The 15,503-nt window shown below is 46.4% G+C and carries 13 protein-coding genes; 9 read left to right on the top strand and 4 right to left on the bottom strand.

All coding sequences use genetic code 11. The annotated features are described in order from the left end of the window. Positions 1 to 44 precede the first annotated feature (44 nt). The 6 genes from LL912_RS20615 (at position 45) to LL912_RS20640 (ending at position 6,165) form a co-directional block, all read left to right on the top strand. A complete protein-coding gene (locus tag LL912_RS20615) occupies positions 45 to 602 on the top strand; it encodes a TetR/AcrR family transcriptional regulator (RefSeq protein ID WP_235555501.1) in 558 nt (185 codons plus the stop codon). Further along, entirely contained in the window at positions 599 to 1,843 is a 1,245-nt protein-coding gene (gene fabF, locus LL912_RS20620) for a beta-ketoacyl-ACP synthase II (RefSeq protein ID WP_235555502.1), read from the top strand. Before LL912_RS20615 ends, fabF begins: the two co-directional genes overlap by 4 nt. A 151-nt stretch (positions 1,844 to 1,994) precedes the next feature. Next, a complete protein-coding gene (locus tag LL912_RS20625; RefSeq protein ID WP_235555503.1) occupies positions 1,995 to 2,312 on the top strand; it encodes an HPF/RaiA family ribosome-associated protein in 318 nt (105 codons plus the stop codon). A gap of 254 nt (positions 2,313 to 2,566) precedes the next feature. Then, complete coding sequence (locus tag LL912_RS20630) at positions 2,567 to 3,541, top strand: ribonucleotide-diphosphate reductase subunit beta (RefSeq protein ID WP_235555504.1); 975 nt, start codon at positions 2,567 to 2,569, stop codon at positions 3,539 to 3,541. A gap of 183 nt (positions 3,542 to 3,724) precedes the next feature. Beyond that, positions 3,725 to 5,371 carry a ribonucleoside-diphosphate reductase subunit alpha gene (locus LL912_RS20635; RefSeq protein ID WP_235555505.1) on the top strand — a complete coding sequence of 549 codons (1,647 nt, stop codon included), beginning with the start codon at positions 3,725 to 3,727 and terminating at the stop codon, positions 5,369 to 5,371. 101 nt (positions 5,372 to 5,472) lie between these two features. Beyond that, the gene (locus LL912_RS20640; RefSeq protein WP_235555506.1) at positions 5,473 to 6,165 is read left to right on the top strand and encodes a CPBP family intramembrane glutamic endopeptidase; all 693 of its coding nucleotides are present in this window, start codon (positions 5,473 to 5,475) and stop codon (positions 6,163 to 6,165) included. Between the two features lie 284 nt (positions 6,166 to 6,449). Here the strand turns inward: LL912_RS20640 and LL912_RS20645 are convergent, their stop codons facing one another. Further along, positions 6,450 to 7,019 carry a rhodanese-like domain-containing protein gene (locus tag LL912_RS20645; RefSeq protein WP_235555507.1) on the bottom strand — a complete coding sequence of 190 codons (570 nt, stop codon included), beginning with the start codon at positions 7,017 to 7,019 and terminating at the stop codon, positions 6,450 to 6,452. Between the two features lie 295 nt (positions 7,020 to 7,314). On the opposite strand from LL912_RS20645, the gene LL912_RS20650 reads away from it, so the two are divergent. Together LL912_RS20650 and LL912_RS20655 are read left to right on the top strand one after the other, a co-directional pair. After that, positions 7,315 to 10,266: a VIT domain-containing protein gene (locus LL912_RS20650; RefSeq protein ID WP_235555508.1), complete on the top strand. Its 2,952-nt coding sequence runs from the start codon at positions 7,315 to 7,317 to the stop codon at positions 10,264 to 10,266. Between the two features lie 127 nt (positions 10,267 to 10,393). Further along, positions 10,394 to 10,801, top strand: a complete 408-nt coding sequence (locus LL912_RS20655; RefSeq protein ID WP_235555509.1) for a hypothetical protein — start codon at positions 10,394 to 10,396, stop codon at positions 10,799 to 10,801. A gap of 6 nt (positions 10,802 to 10,807) precedes the next feature. Here LL912_RS20655 and LL912_RS20660 read toward each other — a convergent pair whose 3' ends face one another. Next, the gene (locus LL912_RS20660; protein WP_235555510.1) at positions 10,808 to 12,109 is read right to left on the bottom strand and encodes a polysaccharide deacetylase family protein; all 1,302 of its coding nucleotides are present in this window, start codon (positions 12,107 to 12,109) and stop codon (positions 10,808 to 10,810) included. A gap of 290 nt (positions 12,110 to 12,399) precedes the next feature. Between LL912_RS20660 and LL912_RS20665 the strand changes: the two genes are divergently transcribed. Beyond that, entirely contained in the window at positions 12,400 to 12,990 is a 591-nt protein-coding gene (locus tag LL912_RS20665) for a hypothetical protein (RefSeq protein ID WP_235555511.1), read from the top strand. Positions 12,991 to 13,195: 205 nt separating this feature from the next. Here LL912_RS20665 and LL912_RS20670 read toward each other — a convergent pair whose 3' ends face one another. Both LL912_RS20670 and LL912_RS20675 read right to left on the bottom strand, forming a co-directional pair. Then, complete coding sequence (locus LL912_RS20670; RefSeq protein WP_235555512.1) at positions 13,196 to 14,581, bottom strand: LutB/LldF family L-lactate oxidation iron-sulfur protein; 1,386 nt, start codon at positions 14,579 to 14,581, stop codon at positions 13,196 to 13,198. 331 nt (positions 14,582 to 14,912) lie between these two features. Continuing rightward, the gene (locus tag LL912_RS20675; RefSeq protein ID WP_235555513.1) at positions 14,913 to 15,494 is read right to left on the bottom strand and encodes a TlpA family protein disulfide reductase; all 582 of its coding nucleotides are present in this window, start codon (positions 15,492 to 15,494) and stop codon (positions 14,913 to 14,915) included. Between the last annotated feature and the right edge of the window lie 9 nt (positions 15,495 to 15,503).

A 15,503-nucleotide genomic window follows, 5' to 3' on the forward strand; every position in this document is an offset into this window, starting at 1 on the left:
AAAATTTGTCTACCTACTAATAGGTAGGTATCTTTGACAGCGAAATGAGTACGCGGTCGGAGATCATACGCATCGGGGACGCCCTTTTAAGGGAGCGGGGCTTCAATGCCTTTAGTTTTTCAGACATTTCACACCGGCTGCATATTAAAAACGCCTCTATTCATTATCATTTTCCGACAAAAACAGCGTTGGGACTGGCAATTATCGCCGAATATGAGAAACGGTTTGCCCAGCTCCGGCAGGATTTGAAGAACCAGCCGGTGATGGAAAAGCTGGAAGCGTTTTTTAATGTGTATATTGCTGCAAAAGAAGAAAATAAGATCTGCCTGGTAGGTGCTTTGGCTACTGATTTTTATACGGTAGATGCCGAAATGCAAGAAGCGCTCGGCAAAATGGTGCAACAGGTACTAAACTGGCTGATCTCCATACTGGAGGAAGGAAAAGTGCAGGGAATCTTTTTTTTCGAGCTTCCGGTGCGGACAAAAGCATTAATGATTACCACCAATATGATTGCGGCACTGCAGTTGACGCGGGTTACCGGAAAAAAAGATTTTAAAGAAATAAAACAGACATTAATAAACGAATTAATACATAAACAATGAAACGTGTAGTTGTAACAGGACTGGGTGCATTAACCCCAATTGGCAATAATGTAAATGATTTCTGGCAGGCCCTGATCAACGGTGTTAGTGGTGCGGCGCCCATTACAAAGTTTGATGCTTCCAAATTCAAGACCCGCTTTGCCTGCGAACTCAAAAATTTTGATCCGCTTACCTATATCGAAAAGGCGGAGGCCCGGCGTTATGACCTGTACACCCAGTATGCGCTGATCAGTGTGGCGGAAGCCGTGCAAAGCGCAGGCATCTCTTTTGAGACCTTGAACCGTGATCGCATCGGCGTGATCTGGGGCTCGGGCAACGGGGGGATACAAACGTTTCAGCAACAGGTGATGGAATTTGCACAAGGCGACGGCACGCCCCGGTTCAACCCGTTCTTTATTCCCAAAATGATCGTGGATATAGCCTCCGGTGTCATCTCTATTAAATATGGCTTGCGGGGGATCAATTTTACCACTGTTTCCGCCTGCGCCACTTCTAATACGGCCATTATCGACGCATTTAACTATATCAAATGGGGCAAGGCCGATATGATCGTTACCGGTGGTTCTGAAGCGGCCATCAATGAAACCGGAGTGGGCGGGTTTAACGCCGCAAAAGCACTTTCTACCAACAACGAAGAAGCGGCGACCGCTTCCCGGCCCTTTGATATAACCAGGGATGGATTTGTGATTGGGGAAGGAGCCGGTGCCATCATCCTGGAAGAATGGGAACATGCCAAACGCAGGGGCGCACCCATTATTGCCGAAATTGTGGGCGGTGGTATGGCCGGCGATGCCTATCACCTTACAGGAACCCATCCGGAAGGCGATGGTGCCCGTTTGGGTATGCTGGCCGCGCTGGAAGATGCAGGTATTACACCCGGCGAGATCGACTATTTGAACACACATGCCACCTCCACGCAACAGGGAGATTTAAGCGAGTTAAAGGCCGCAGCGCGCGTATTTGGTACAGAAAGCAAGCTAAATATCAGCGCCACCAAATCAATGACCGGACATTTATTGGGAGCCGCGGGGGCAGTTGAAGCGATCGCCTGTATCAAGGCTGTTGAAAAAAATGTGATACCACCCACGATCAATTCAAAAGAAATTGAGCCGGCGTTCAAAGATATATTTGACCTTACCTTACACAAGGCACAGGAAAAGGAGGTGCGTTATGCCATGAGCAATACGTTTGGATTTGGCGGACATATTGCTACTTCTGTGTTTAAGAAGTATGAGGGTTAAGGAGTGTTGAGAATCGAGAATTGAGAATCGAGAAGCGAGGCATTCCGATCCCGGATTGCCCATTTGAAATCTGAAATCTCAATTCTCGATTCCTGGTCTTCCAACCTTTTCCCTCCGGAATTGTAATATTGGTAGATCAAATCATCACGCTATGGAAATACGGTTGAATACGGATAATAATTTCACGGCCTCCGAAGCTTTTTTTGAAAAAGTAAGCGCCGAGCTGACCAGAAAACTGCATCGTTTTAGCGAATATGTCACCACCGCTGAAGTGTTTTTTGGAGATGAAAACAGTGGTAAAACCGGTACCCATGATAAGCGCTGCACCATTGAAGTGCGCCCCCGAAACCTGCACCCCGAAGCCGTAACGCATTTTGCCGATACCGTAGATCATGCCTTCAACGGAGCTGTGGATAAAATAAGAAATTTGCTGGACAGTCGCATCGGGAAATTGCAAAATAAGGGGTAAAATATTTCCACAGCCTGTGTATAACAAGTTTCCCGCGTCTCGACTTTATATGATTAATTTGTAGTCGGCTTTTTTGGTAAAAGATCCCGGATCCAGCCACTAAAAGCCTTCCCTTTTTGTCATCATAGGATGCTTTCGGGCAGAAAGCTGGCTTTATCCTGGTAGGAAATACAACTATTTCCAACGGGGTCATTGTCGCCACTGCTTTCAGCGTTTGAAAAACCGATTTTAAAGAACAAGAATAATATTTATATATGGGCTTATTTGATAAACGCGTAAACTATAAACCTTTTGAGTACCCGGAGGTTTTAAAGTTTACAGAAGCAATTAATAAATCATTTTGGGTGCACTCGGAGGTAGATTTTACAGCAGATGTGCAGGATTTTCACAGTCACCTGAACACCGCACAACGGAATGCCATTAAGAATAGCCTGCTGGCCATCGCACAGATCGAGGTGGCGGTAAAATCGTTCTGGGGTAATTTATATAATCATATGCCCAAACCGGAGCTGAACGGCCTTGGCAGCACTTTTGCAGAATGCGAATTCCGGCATTCTGAAGCCTACTCCCGCCTGCTGGAAGTGCTGGGTTATAATGATGAGTTTTCCAAACTGATCGAAGAACCGGTAATTGCAGAACGTATTAAATATCTTTCAGAAGCGTTAAAGGATGCCAAATCTGCAGATCCTAAAGAGTACACGCTGTCACTGATCCTTTTTGCGATCCTGATTGAAAATGTATCCCTTTTCAGTCAATTTGCAATCATTCTCTCGTTCACCCGCTTCCGCGGATTGATGAAGAACGTAAGTAATATTATTGCCTGGACTTCGGTGGATGAACAGATCCATGCGAATGCGGGTGTATACCTGATCAATAAGATCCGTGACGAGTATCCCGAACTGATCGACGAAGCCATGGAATACCGCATTATGGCCCTGGTGCGGGATTCGATTGAAGTGGAAGGCCGCATCATCGACTGGATCTTCTCCGAAGGGGAGATCGACACGATCAACAAAACCAACCTGCTGAACTTTATGAAGTTCCGGGTTGATGAGAGCTTTGAAAAATTGGGTTTTTCCAAACAATTCAATGTTTCACTGGAGGAATACCGGCCAATGCAATGGTTTGAAGAAGAGGTTTTTGCTAACAGCCTGGATGATTTCTTTGCAAAACGGCCGGTGGAATATACCAAGCACGATAAGAGTATTACATATAACGACCTGTTTTAGCCGCGATCCTGCCCACTCCAAAAAAGAGCGGGGGAAAAGTAAGACGCTATATAGCCGGAACGATGCAGGGTGCGACGCAAGGAAGAGGCTACCTGCACTGCAGCTGGTATAAAAATAATGATGGACAATAGAACCTTAAACTTTGAACCTTAAACCTTGAACTTTAAACAATAAATTTTTTACATGGAAAGGCTTTGGTGGAAAAATGAAGAAAGCGAACAGATCCTGAACCGGGGATACCTGTTAAACGGAGAAACAGTAGAAAAAGCAATCGACCGTGTGTGTACCGCTGCCGCCCAGCGTCTGTACAAACCGGAACTGAAAGAAGCCTTTAAAGAAATGGTGGAGAATGGCTGGATGAGCTTCAGCTCGCCGATATGGGCCAATATGGGTACCGAAAGAGGATTGCCCATCTCCTGTTTTAATGTACATATGCCGGATAATATTGAAGGCATTACTCACAAGCTGGGTGAAGTGATCATGCAAACCAAGATCGGCGGCGGAACTTCGGCATATTTTGGCTCCCTGCGCGGAAGGGGCAGTGCGGTTACGGATAACGGGAAGAGCAGTGGTGCGGTAAGCTTTATGCGCCTGTTTGATACAGCGATGGACACCATTTCTCAAGGGGGGGTACGCCGGGGTGCCTTTGCGGCTTACCTCGATATTGATCATCCGGATATTGGCGAGTTTTTGAATATTAAAGATATCGGGCACCCCATCCAGAATTTATTCAATGCCGTGTGCGTACCGGACTACTGGATGCAGGAAATGATCGATGGCGATATTGCAAAAAGAGAAATATGGGCACGGGTGCTGGAAAGCCGTCAACAGAAAGGATTGCCGTATATTTTTTATACGGATAATGTGAACAAGAACAAGCCCCAGGTATATAAAGACCATAACCTGACCATTAACGGAAGTAACCTTTGTTCGGAGATCATGCTGCCTTCTACAGAAGATGAATCGTTTATCTGCTGTTTATCTTCTCTGAACCTGGAGTTGTATGATGAATGGAAAGATACGGATGCCATTAAGCTGGCCGTATTCTTCCTGGATGCCGTGTTGCAGGAGTTCATTGCAAAAACAGAAGGAAACCATTACCTGGCCAATGCCAACCGCTTTGCAAAACGGCACCGGGCATTGGGACTGGGTGTTTTGGGATGGCATTCATACTTACAGCGCAATATGATTGCATTTGAAAGCATGAAGGCCAAGCAGCTCACACATTCCATCTTCGCCGAGCTGCATGAAAAAACAGAAAAGGCCACGATGGAACTGGCCCGCATTTATGGCGAACCGGAATTGCTGAAAGGATATGGCCGCCGCAATACCACGGTGATGGCGATTGCGCCGACTACTTCCTCGTCTGCCATCCTGGGGCAATCTTCACCGGGTATTGAGCCCTTCGTTAGCAACTATTACAAAGCAGGTTTATCAAAAGGAAACTTTATCCGCAAAAACAAATACCTGAAAGCTTTGCTGGAAGAAAAGGGAATGGACACAGAAGACGTGTGGCGCAGCATCATGCTGAACCATGGCAGTGTTCAGCACCTGGAAGGGTTGACGGAGCATGAAAAAGATGTATTCAAAACTTTCCGTGAAATCAGCCAGCTGGAGATCATTCAGCAGGCTTCCATCCGTCAGAAATTTGTTGACCAGGGACAGAGCCTGAACCTGAACATTCCTCCGGGACTGCCCGTAAAGGAAGTAAACAAATTGCTGATCGAAGCCTGGAAGCTGGGCGTAAAAACCCTGTACTACCAGCGTAGTCAGAGTGTTTCAAAAGAACTGGTGAATACACTAACGGTGTGCAGCAGTTGCGAATCGTAAACAAGCGATTTTGAACAGATACATTCTTAAAAGATCAGGAGAAACCCCTGATCTTTTTTTATATGGTCCTGAATATAATTTATATTCGGAAGTAAAACGATATGCTTGGAATTATTGTAGAACTGGCCTTGTCCTGGATATTGCTTTGGTTGCTTCAAAAGCAGTCCCTGACAGTATTGGGTATCTTCCCTAAAAAGCGACGGATGCGGGCGCTGCTGCTGGGGTTGATAGTGGCCGGCATCGTCAATGCCATTTATCATATTGCCACGGCCGGCGTAGTAAAGGACCCCTGGCAATGGAATGTTGCGTTTACCCCTCGTGACTTTGTCAGTAGCTTTTGGTGGGTATTAAAATCAGTCCTGTTTGAAGAACTCCTGTTCAGAGGCGCCCTGCTATACCTGCTGATAAAATATATAGGAGCGTCCAAAGCCTGTTGGGTGGCTGCCATTGCTTTTGGTATCTATCACTGGTTTTCATACGGCGTCTTTGGCAATCCTGTCCAAATGGTGATCATCTTCCTGATCACCGGCCTTGCCGGATTGATGTATGCTTGTGCTTTTTCAAGAACAGGATCTTTATACCTGCCGGTGGGGTTGCACCTGGGATGGAACCTGGTAAATATCATCGTGTTTTCAAACGGGCCGCTGGGCCGGCAATGGTTATTCCGGAACGGGGACCTGAAGCCCGCAGGGCTGCCGTCGCTTTTTCTTTTTCTTTTCCAGGTGCTTGTATTGCCATTGCTGGTGCTGGGATACCTCCGCGTTTTTAAAAAGCGAAAGCCGTCTGCTGTTTAACGCGGTCTTTTTTGAACAAGCGGGACGACCGGCCGTATAAGAACATGGGAAGGCTGAATAAACAAATTACTGGACGAGGCCTGGAAGCCGGATATAGGATCCCTGCGGCCGGCGCAGCCAGAACATTCCTGATGAAATGGAGAATATTTATGGGTGCTGCAGGCACCTGAATCGTAACAGCCGAAGCTACGATATAATCGCTGGCAGATATGCAACATCGAAGTGCTGTATCTTTTATGATTAACAAACAGCCGGAGGCGGAGATCCTGCAAACCCGGTGGCTGTTATTTTGCCGCCCCTTCAAATTGGATTCTGCTATCAGAGATATTTACCAGTTCGTCCAGTTCATAAACATTTTTATAGCCATAGCCAAAGAGATTGATATAGGTCGGAATATTTAATGCCAGGGTTAATGGCGTATGATTATTGGCTGCCGACGGCGCTGCGGTTTTGGTAGTAAAGTTTACCTGGTCGCCCAGAAAATTATTATTGCAGTAAATCAATATACGCGTATTGGCATCGGGAATCAGCCGGTTAAGATTGGCTTGTGTAAAATCTGTGAAAGGCAGGGATATGGCTCCTTTCAGATGCCTGCTTGCATAGCGGTTGGCAGAACGCGTATCCAGCAGAACGGTATTGGCTTCTTTCTGCATTTGAAGCAAATCATCGAGGCTCACGAGCCGTTCCTGTCTGTGTTGTTCTATTACGTTTACCAGGTTTTTAAAATCACTGTAGTTGGCCAGTGCTTTGGGATATGCTTTGGTCTCTGCGTTACTTTTAGTACATGAATACAGCAAAACGCTACCAGAGAATAATACAGATGCTGCGGTTGCAATCAATAGCTTTTTTTTCATACGCTTTTTTTATAGTTAATTACATATCAGTTTCGCTTCGTTAGTCTGAATTGCGGTTGGTTCAGGGCAACCAGCCCTCCAAACCGGGATAACGCCGGATCCCGCATAAACGCAACAACAGGGCTAATAAAATATTGCTGCAAGAGTATGGGACTGCCGTCTGCTGCTGCAACCCTGCCGGCCATAGGTTCCGGAACCCGGACCTGCCGTTGATGAATGAAATAACTTTTCCAGGGTGTTTATGTAATCTTTCCGTTTCTGCATCTTATTCCAAAAGAACGAAATGGAGATGTATATGAAAAGGATCTGCCGGCTTATATTAACACCCCTTGCATCATTCCTGGCTATTGTTACACAGGCGCAGGTGCCCGTAATGGAGATCAATGAAAATGGCAAATACCATACAGACCAGACGGTAGTGCTACAGCAGCTTTCAGCCGATGTTAAGATTATAGGGAATATTGCTACCACCACCATGCAGATGCGCTTTTATAACCGCTCGAACCGGTTAAAAGAAGGGCGTCTGACCTTTCCCCTGCCTGAAGGAGTTAGTGTAAGCGGCTTCGCGCTGGACATTAATGGTGTGCCGCGAAAGGCGGTACCGGTGGAGAAAGAGAAGGCCACGGCGGTTTTTGAGAGCATTGAGCGCCGGCAGGTGGATCCTGGTATCCTGGAAAAAACAGAAGGCAATAATTTCAGAACCAGGGTGTATCCTTTAAACCCGGATGGCGCCCGCACTATTGAAATTACCTATAACCAGGAGCTGCGAAACAGCAATGGCCAGTTGGTGTACTATCTGCCGCTGGCTAATAAGAAAATTACTTCCTTTTCCCTGTCGGTCTGTGTATACGAAACGGTTGAAGTGCCACAGCTTATTGAAAAACCGGACGGCAGTTTTGTTTTTGAGAAAAAGGAAAATGCATGGAAAGCCTCTGTCAGCAAATCGGATTTTACACCGGAGCAGTCGTTGAAAATTGCAGTTCCCCAACGGGTGAATGCTCCCAAAAGCCTTGTCAAAAGAAAGGATGCGGATTCCTGGTATTTTTTAACCAATGTACAAATTACACCTCCTGCACCTGAAGTAAAACCGCTGCAACAGCTTACCATTTTATGGGATCAATCCTTAAGCGGCCGGAAACGGGATCATAAAAAGGAGCGGGCCTTCTTGGAAAAATTGTTTGCAACCAAAAGCAATATACAGGTTACACTTTACGCCGTTGCTACCTCCACTAAAAAAGTGGGTGATTACACCATATCCAATGGCGCCATCGAAGCATTAATGAAAGCTGTGGATGGAATGACTTACGATGGCGCCACGGATTACAGCACCATACCTGAACTTCTGGCCGGAGGTGGCGACGTGCTTTTTTTTACCGATGGTCTTTCCAATTTCGGAGAGTGGAGCAAATTGCCCTCCAGACCCGTTTATCCGGTGGTAGCTACACCGGTGGCTAATTACAGCAAGCTGCATTACTTCAGCAGCAGCACCGGTGGGCAACTGATTAACCTCAATGAAATGGAGATAACAGATGCTGCGGCAAAGTTGCTTCGCAAGCCGTATCGCTTTTTAGGGATTAAATATTTATACGATGTTAATAGCGTTAATCCTGCCACAACAGTGGTTTCGGAAGAAAACCTGATGATAACAGGCATTACCCGTAAACTGCCGGTAACCCTTACCCTGCAATTCGGACATGCAACTACGGTAGAGCAGGAGATCCCTGTTACACTGGATGCACAGCAAACGGCCAGTGACTGGGCGATTGAAACCTTTTGGGCGCAACAGCAGCTGGCCGCGCTGGAACCTTTTTATGATCAGAACAAGGAGGCCATTTCCCGGTTGGGAAAGGAGTTTGGTATTGTAACGCCCAACACAAGCCTGATCGTTTTGGAAAACGTAGCGGATTATGTAAAGTATAAGATCACGCCGCCGGATGAATTGTTGCAGGAGTATAAGACTCTTGTAAAAAGAAGAAAGCAGCAACAGGAAGAAGCCTGGGGCGATTACCTGGCTGCCGCCCGCGAACGGATGAAGGAATTGAAAGAATGGTGGCATACAAGCTATCCTCTAAAACAATCCACAAAAAAGTTTACCGTACCCCGGCCGGTCAATGACCGGAACGTAATGTATGAAGCAGCTCCCGTACAGGAAGCGGGTAAGCTTAATGATCAAGCCATTTCAGGAACAGCTTCAAGGAATACGTCTACTGCAGATGTCGCCGGATTTGTTCAGCGAAAAGTGGCAGGATTAAATGCGGCCGCTTCAAAAATGGAGGAGACGGTTGTGGTGGGTTATGGGGCCATATCCAGAGGGAAAGTGACCGCCATTGATGTAAAAAGTGATGCAGCATACATGAAGCCGATGGAAGGCTCCTCAAACACAGATGCGGCGTACAAAACCTATCTGAGGCTGCGGGAAAATTACCAGACAACTCCCTCCTTTTATTTTGATATGGCGAACTGGTTTTACCGTAAAAAGGAAACAGAACGGGCGATAAGCATTGTAAGCAACCTGGTAGAACTGGAGCTGGAGGATGCAGTATTGTATAAAACAGTAGCCTATATCCTAAAAAAATATGAAGCTTATGGGAAGGAGCTGGTCATTACCAAAAAAGTGCTGGACTGGCGCCCCATGGATCCGCAGAGTTATCGCGATTATGCATTGGCACTGGAAGACAACGGGAAATACCAGCAGGCCCTGGATACACTGTATACGGCGCTTACACAAAGCTATACGGAAGAAACAAGAACGCGGGATGAGGGTATTGAGGAGGTATTGCTGATGGAGCTCAATAATATTGTCAGCCGCTACAATGCAAGGGTAAACACATCAAAAATAGACAAAGCACTGTTATACCGGCTGCCGGTGGATATCCGGGTGGTGCTGAACTGGAACATGGATCATACGGACATTGACCTGCATGTAACAGATCCTAAGAATGAGGAATGTTATTACGGAAGCCGGGAGACCTCCCTGGGCGGGCGCATCAGCAATGATTTTACGGATGGTTTTGGTCCGGAACAATTCCTGTTAAAGAAAGCCGTCAAAGGAAAATATCAGATCAAAACGAATTTTTTTGGAGAACGCCAGGTTACGGTGGCTGGTCCGCCCACATTGATGGCGGAAGTATTCCTGCGGTATGCTTCGGGAAATGAAGAGCGCAAGATCATTGTATTCCAGGATGCAAAAGGAAGCAATGCCAATCGCAGCGACGGTCAGACCCTGATAGCTGAATTTGAATTTTAGCGGTTTAATAGGGTTTAAGTAAGGTTTAAGAGGGAGTTTCATTCTTGTTACTCCCTTTTTTAAAAACCTGCATCACCCCGTTGCGTTTTGCCGGTATATGCCGTTTTACAGGAAAATAGCTTCAATTATGAAAACAATAGTGGTGTTTCTTCTCGGGGCCCTGCTGCTGGCAGCCTGTCAAAGAGGACCGGGGATTGGAGACCGGATCTGTACTGCGGAGTACCGGTTTTTCAACGTCAAATTGCTTACCGCTTCCGGCGAAGCCGTAACCCTGGATACTTTTTACACGCGCATCGTAGCCACGAATACAAGTTTCCATGCCAGCAGTCCGATGCTGGGTACTGATGCCGGCCGATATGGAGTCATCAGCGATGATCAGCTGCTGCTTTTAAAAGAAGGTAAAAATACGGAACTGCGTTTCATTGGTATTAAGAACGAAAAGGCCCTTGTAAACGAACCCTATGTTTTTAAAAACAACGGCTGCCATATCGAAAAAATTTCCGGCAAAAACGAAGTAGTTGTGGAAGATAAATAGGCCCGGCTATACTGGCTGTTGGGCTACAAAGGTTTCATAAACCTGTTTCCATCCTTTAAATACGCCTTCATCTGTAAAGGAGGAATTGTGCCAGATTATGCTGAAAAAGCCCTTGACATTTTTTACTTCGTTATAGAGTTTTTGCAGCTCCGCCAGTCCGGCATCCGGGCCCTCCTTTTTATAAAAGACAGACGTGCCTTCCATAAAGCAGAACGGGAAGATCAATAGATCGGTAGCGGTTTCTGCATCCAGATCATACCAGCAAAAAGGCGATGCCACGGAAGCGCGGAACCCGTTATCATCGGCATAGCCCATCGAAAAATCAAAGAGGATACCGGCCTTTAACAAGTGTCGATAGGTTTGAGGGAAAGCAAGTTTCAAAAAGTGCTGCCTGGAAGCATTGATAACGGTGCCGGTAATGGCCGACAAAAGCTCCTTTTCTTTTTTAAGAACGCCAAATGCAATATTGCTCCGCCAGGAGGGATGCAGGCCAACGGGATAACGGATCGCATGATCTGTAACGAGTGCCTTCATCGCTTTGTTATGCGGCGAAATGTTTTTATCGTAACGGTTAGTTTGTTCGGCAACCAAGAAAAAATAATAAGGCTTCAGCTGGTATTGTTCATGCAGCCGGTTGAGCCAGCCAAACTGATCAAAGGGGTCTTTTTCTTTGCCGGTTAATACCTTAAAGCGTTTGCTGAAAGCAGAAAACTGAAAACCAACCGCTTCTTTTATAAAATTAAGCCCATTCCTCCAAAAGCCCTTATACTGGTAGCTCCAGGCCATATCAATATCATAGGTGGGAACAAACAGGAAGGTTGTTTCCCGGAACGATGCACCTGGGAACACTAAGGTGAGTTGTTCTTTTAATGACCGGGCCCAGTAATTGATCAGCGGCGTTTTCAAAAAGCCGTTTTTATGCGCCAGGGATGCCGTAGCCGGAAATCTTCCATACTGGTCTTTTTCAAAAGGCAGGTATTCCTCATAACGGCTCAGCAAATAAAAAGCGGCTGCAAACATATCGAAACCCAATGCCCCGCCCGTTTGGAAAAATACCGGCAATCCGTTTAACCGGGTAACGTTTAGGGGCTGCTGCTGAATACCTGTTTGGGATAACAGGCCCTGCGGTATAATATGCAGGCATTGTGTATCCAGGATCTCCGTGGAATAATTAATCCGCGCACCCTGCTCCGTAAGGAACGCCTGGGCGTCAGTTGTAAGCTGCCACTCCGGTGTGCCCAGCTCTTTTGAAAAGAACCGGGTAATATACTGCAACCTTGGGGTGATATACGCACTGTAAACCAACATGGTTATTCAAAAATAAGATGAATATTGCAGGTTTTTTCTTTACACTAAAAGGGTTCACGCAAAAAAGAAAGAGGATTAAGCCTTAAGGCCTGGTTTTGTTGGATTTTTATCCTTTGCTAAAAAAAGAGTATTTTTAGCGGGAACCCCTCGGTAAGATAATTGGAGTAAATAAAAAGGCGAAACAAATAATGGCCGCAAGAAAAACGTTACCCAATAAATGATATTCCTGCTTCCCGAGACGATAATTTAGAAGTGCTTTTGATTTTTGGGAAACAAAAAACTTACAACTTATGAGACGGATACTGGCGTACCTTTTATTTGGGCTGGGGTTTTTAACCATAACCTTCTTCAGGAAATACACGGGGGAAATGATACCCCATCCTTCTTTTTTTTATTTATTGGGACTGGTCCTGTTTTTGGGCGGCCTTTTATTCTTGCGGTATACGCCAACAACAAAGGAGGCAAATGTCCAAAAACAATTTATGACAGCCATTGCTGATCTTAAAGCCAATGGAGACAAAATTTCGGTAGATCTTACCCAATGCGATATAAAAGAGCACCACTATACAGAAGAACAGGAGAAATACGGACACTCCAATGAATTATTGGTATTGCCGTTTGAACGGCAGATACAAAGTTGGAATGCCATGGGAGGGGGTTCCATACGAAATGTAGAAAAGGTAGAGGTGAAGCAGGCGGTAATTATTTTTAATTATCATAACCAGCAAACGGGAACAATCGAAAAATTTATAAGCCGGGTTATTCCAAAAGATAAAATCACGCTTTCGTTCTATTTAGACAATCAACAGCAGACGGATCTCTATGTAGATAAAACAAAGAGGAGTACCTATTATTTTGATCTGGACTTTTTGAGCGACTAATCTTGCGCTGGTCTGTGACCAGTGCCTTGCCGTTACTTATTTGCCGGAATGAGTGACGGTATACACAGGCCGGGAGGCCTGCGCAAGTGAGGAACGATGCACTGCAGCACAAGTGTGCGACGCAACGAAGCTGCCACCTGTACTGCAGTTAGGATAAAAATAATAAGATCGTTAACCTGCCGGGAATCCGTTCGCATAAGTTATATCAGGCCTTTCCCTGTTTCTTCCGCTCTTCCCACTGTTCATTAAATGATTTTTTGGGGAATTTGAGCTTGCTGTGATTCTTGGTCCAGGCACCGGCCACCATATTGATAAATGTACTTTTGAAGCTACCGTTTACCATATTGACCATGCTGCGTTTGAGCATGGCGGTTTTCCACATCTTCCAGGAAAATTTTTCAGCCAGGGGCGCATAGCCTTCCTCCACGGCCTCATACCGGTTTTCCAGCAGCAGCTCATGCAGGTTGATCTTTACCGCGCATACCTCGGTACAATTGCCACAGAGCGAGGAGGCGTTACTGAGGTGCTTCCACTCTTTCATGTCTTTTAGCTGTGGGGTAATCACAGAACCAATCGGTCCACTATAGGTGGTGTTATAGGTATGGCCGCCGATGTTTTTGTAAACGGGGCAGGCATTCAGGCAGGCGCCGCAGCGGATGCAATACAAGGCCTCACGGGCTTTTTCGTTGGCCAGCATTTTGCTGCGGCCGTTATCCAGCAGGATCACATACATTTCTTCCGGACCATCCACTTCATTTTCCTGGCGGGGGCCGGTTACAATCGTACTATACGAGGTAATGCGCTGGCCGGTGCCAAAGCTGCTGAGCAAGGGCCAGAAGAGCGCAAGATCCGTCATGGAAGGAATTACTTTTTCGATGCCTGCTACCACAATATGTGTTTTGGGCATCGAACAGCTCAGTCTAGCGTTGCCTTCGTTTTCCGTAATGGCGATGCCTCCGATATCTGCAATGATAAAATTAGCGCCGGTAACACCTACTTCCGCCTCTGCATATTTTTGACGTAGCTTTTCACGGGCAGTAAGGGTAAGCTTTTCTGCGCTGTCATTGGGATCGGTTCCCAGTTTTTCTGCAAACAGTGCTGCAATTTGCTCCCGGCTTTTATGCATCGCAGGGGTTACAATATGGTAGGGCGGTTCTCCCGCCAGCTGCTGGATGTATTCACCCAGGTCTGTTTCCACGCTCTCAATACCATGCTTAGACAGTTGATCATTGAGGTGCAATTCCTCTGTTACCATGCTCTTGCTTTTCACCAGCGTTTTGCAGTTTTTTTGCTGGCAGATCTCCAGGATCACTTCATTGGCATGTTTGGCATCCTCGCACCAGATCACTTTGGTGCCGCGCTTTGTAATATTGGCTTCAAAATTTTCAAGGGTCTGGTCCAGCACCTCAATCGCTTTCCATTTTAAATTCTTAGCCCGCTCCCGCGCCAGGTTCAGGTCGGCAAACTGCGCTTGTCCGCCGGGTACGGCTACATTGTACCGGGAAATATTGAAATTGATTACCTTCCGGTGCTCGCGGTCGTAAGCCTTTTCCTTGCTTTTCTTTTGAAATTGAGATGCTGTATGCGACATGGGAACAAATTTAGCCAAATGCGGCGAATTCGCCTTCTTTTGAATGGCAGGCGCGTTTGATTTGTAGCAGTGTTGCTTGCAGATTATTGCGCATATCATGGTTCAGTTTAAAACGCAATGTTCGCAAGGGTTTTCGCAAGGCGCGCGAAGATTTAGTGGAGTGACCTATAGGCTTCATGGAGACCTGCTGAATCGGAAAAAGGCAATGGTGCAAAGGCGAAAGAAAAAACTGCGCCTGATATTTTCTTGGGGGGTGGTATGCAGAAAATGTATTGTGTATCGTTGCGGCCCCTGCGTGTCCTTTGCGTACGTTGCGGTTTTTTCGGCGCTATTACAGAAGTGTTTCCAAAAACGCCCGGAATTTTTTATTGCTGAAATCGGCCGCTCCTTCGTGGTGATACACTATATTGCCCATTTTATCAAGTACCACGGTAGTGGGTAGCGTACCGCTATACCAGGAGGTGGGTACCGTTCCCCGGAAGCTCGCCACGGGAAGATTGAATTGCTTTTTCTTTATAAAATCCGCTGCTTTGGGCAGGTCCTGGTCGGCATCCACTAACAGGAATACCATATTGGGATTGTTTTTAAAAGTAGTATATAGTTCATCGATGGCCGGCATTTCCGCAATACAGGGAGGGCACCAGGTGGCCCAGAAATTGATGAACACAACTTTTCCTTTTAAGGATTCCGGGGTATGCGTTTCCCCGGTTGCCGTAATAAACTGCATGGATCCCGTAGTAGCTTCAGGCGGCCGAGCAGGTATGGCCGCTACCCGGGGTTGAAAAAATCCTACCCTCATCAGCCCGCGGATCACCACCGCTTTGAATTCCGGGAATATAAAAAGAGACAGGGCTGCAACCAGCAGAACGGCTGTAAGCCCATTCGATCCTATTTTCCTTCCTGATAGCGCCACTGAATCTGT

Origin of the sequence: Niabella agricola (genome assembly GCF_021538615.1) — a bacterium.
Classification (GTDB): domain Bacteria; phylum Bacteroidota; class Bacteroidia; order Chitinophagales; family Chitinophagaceae; genus Niabella; species Niabella agricola.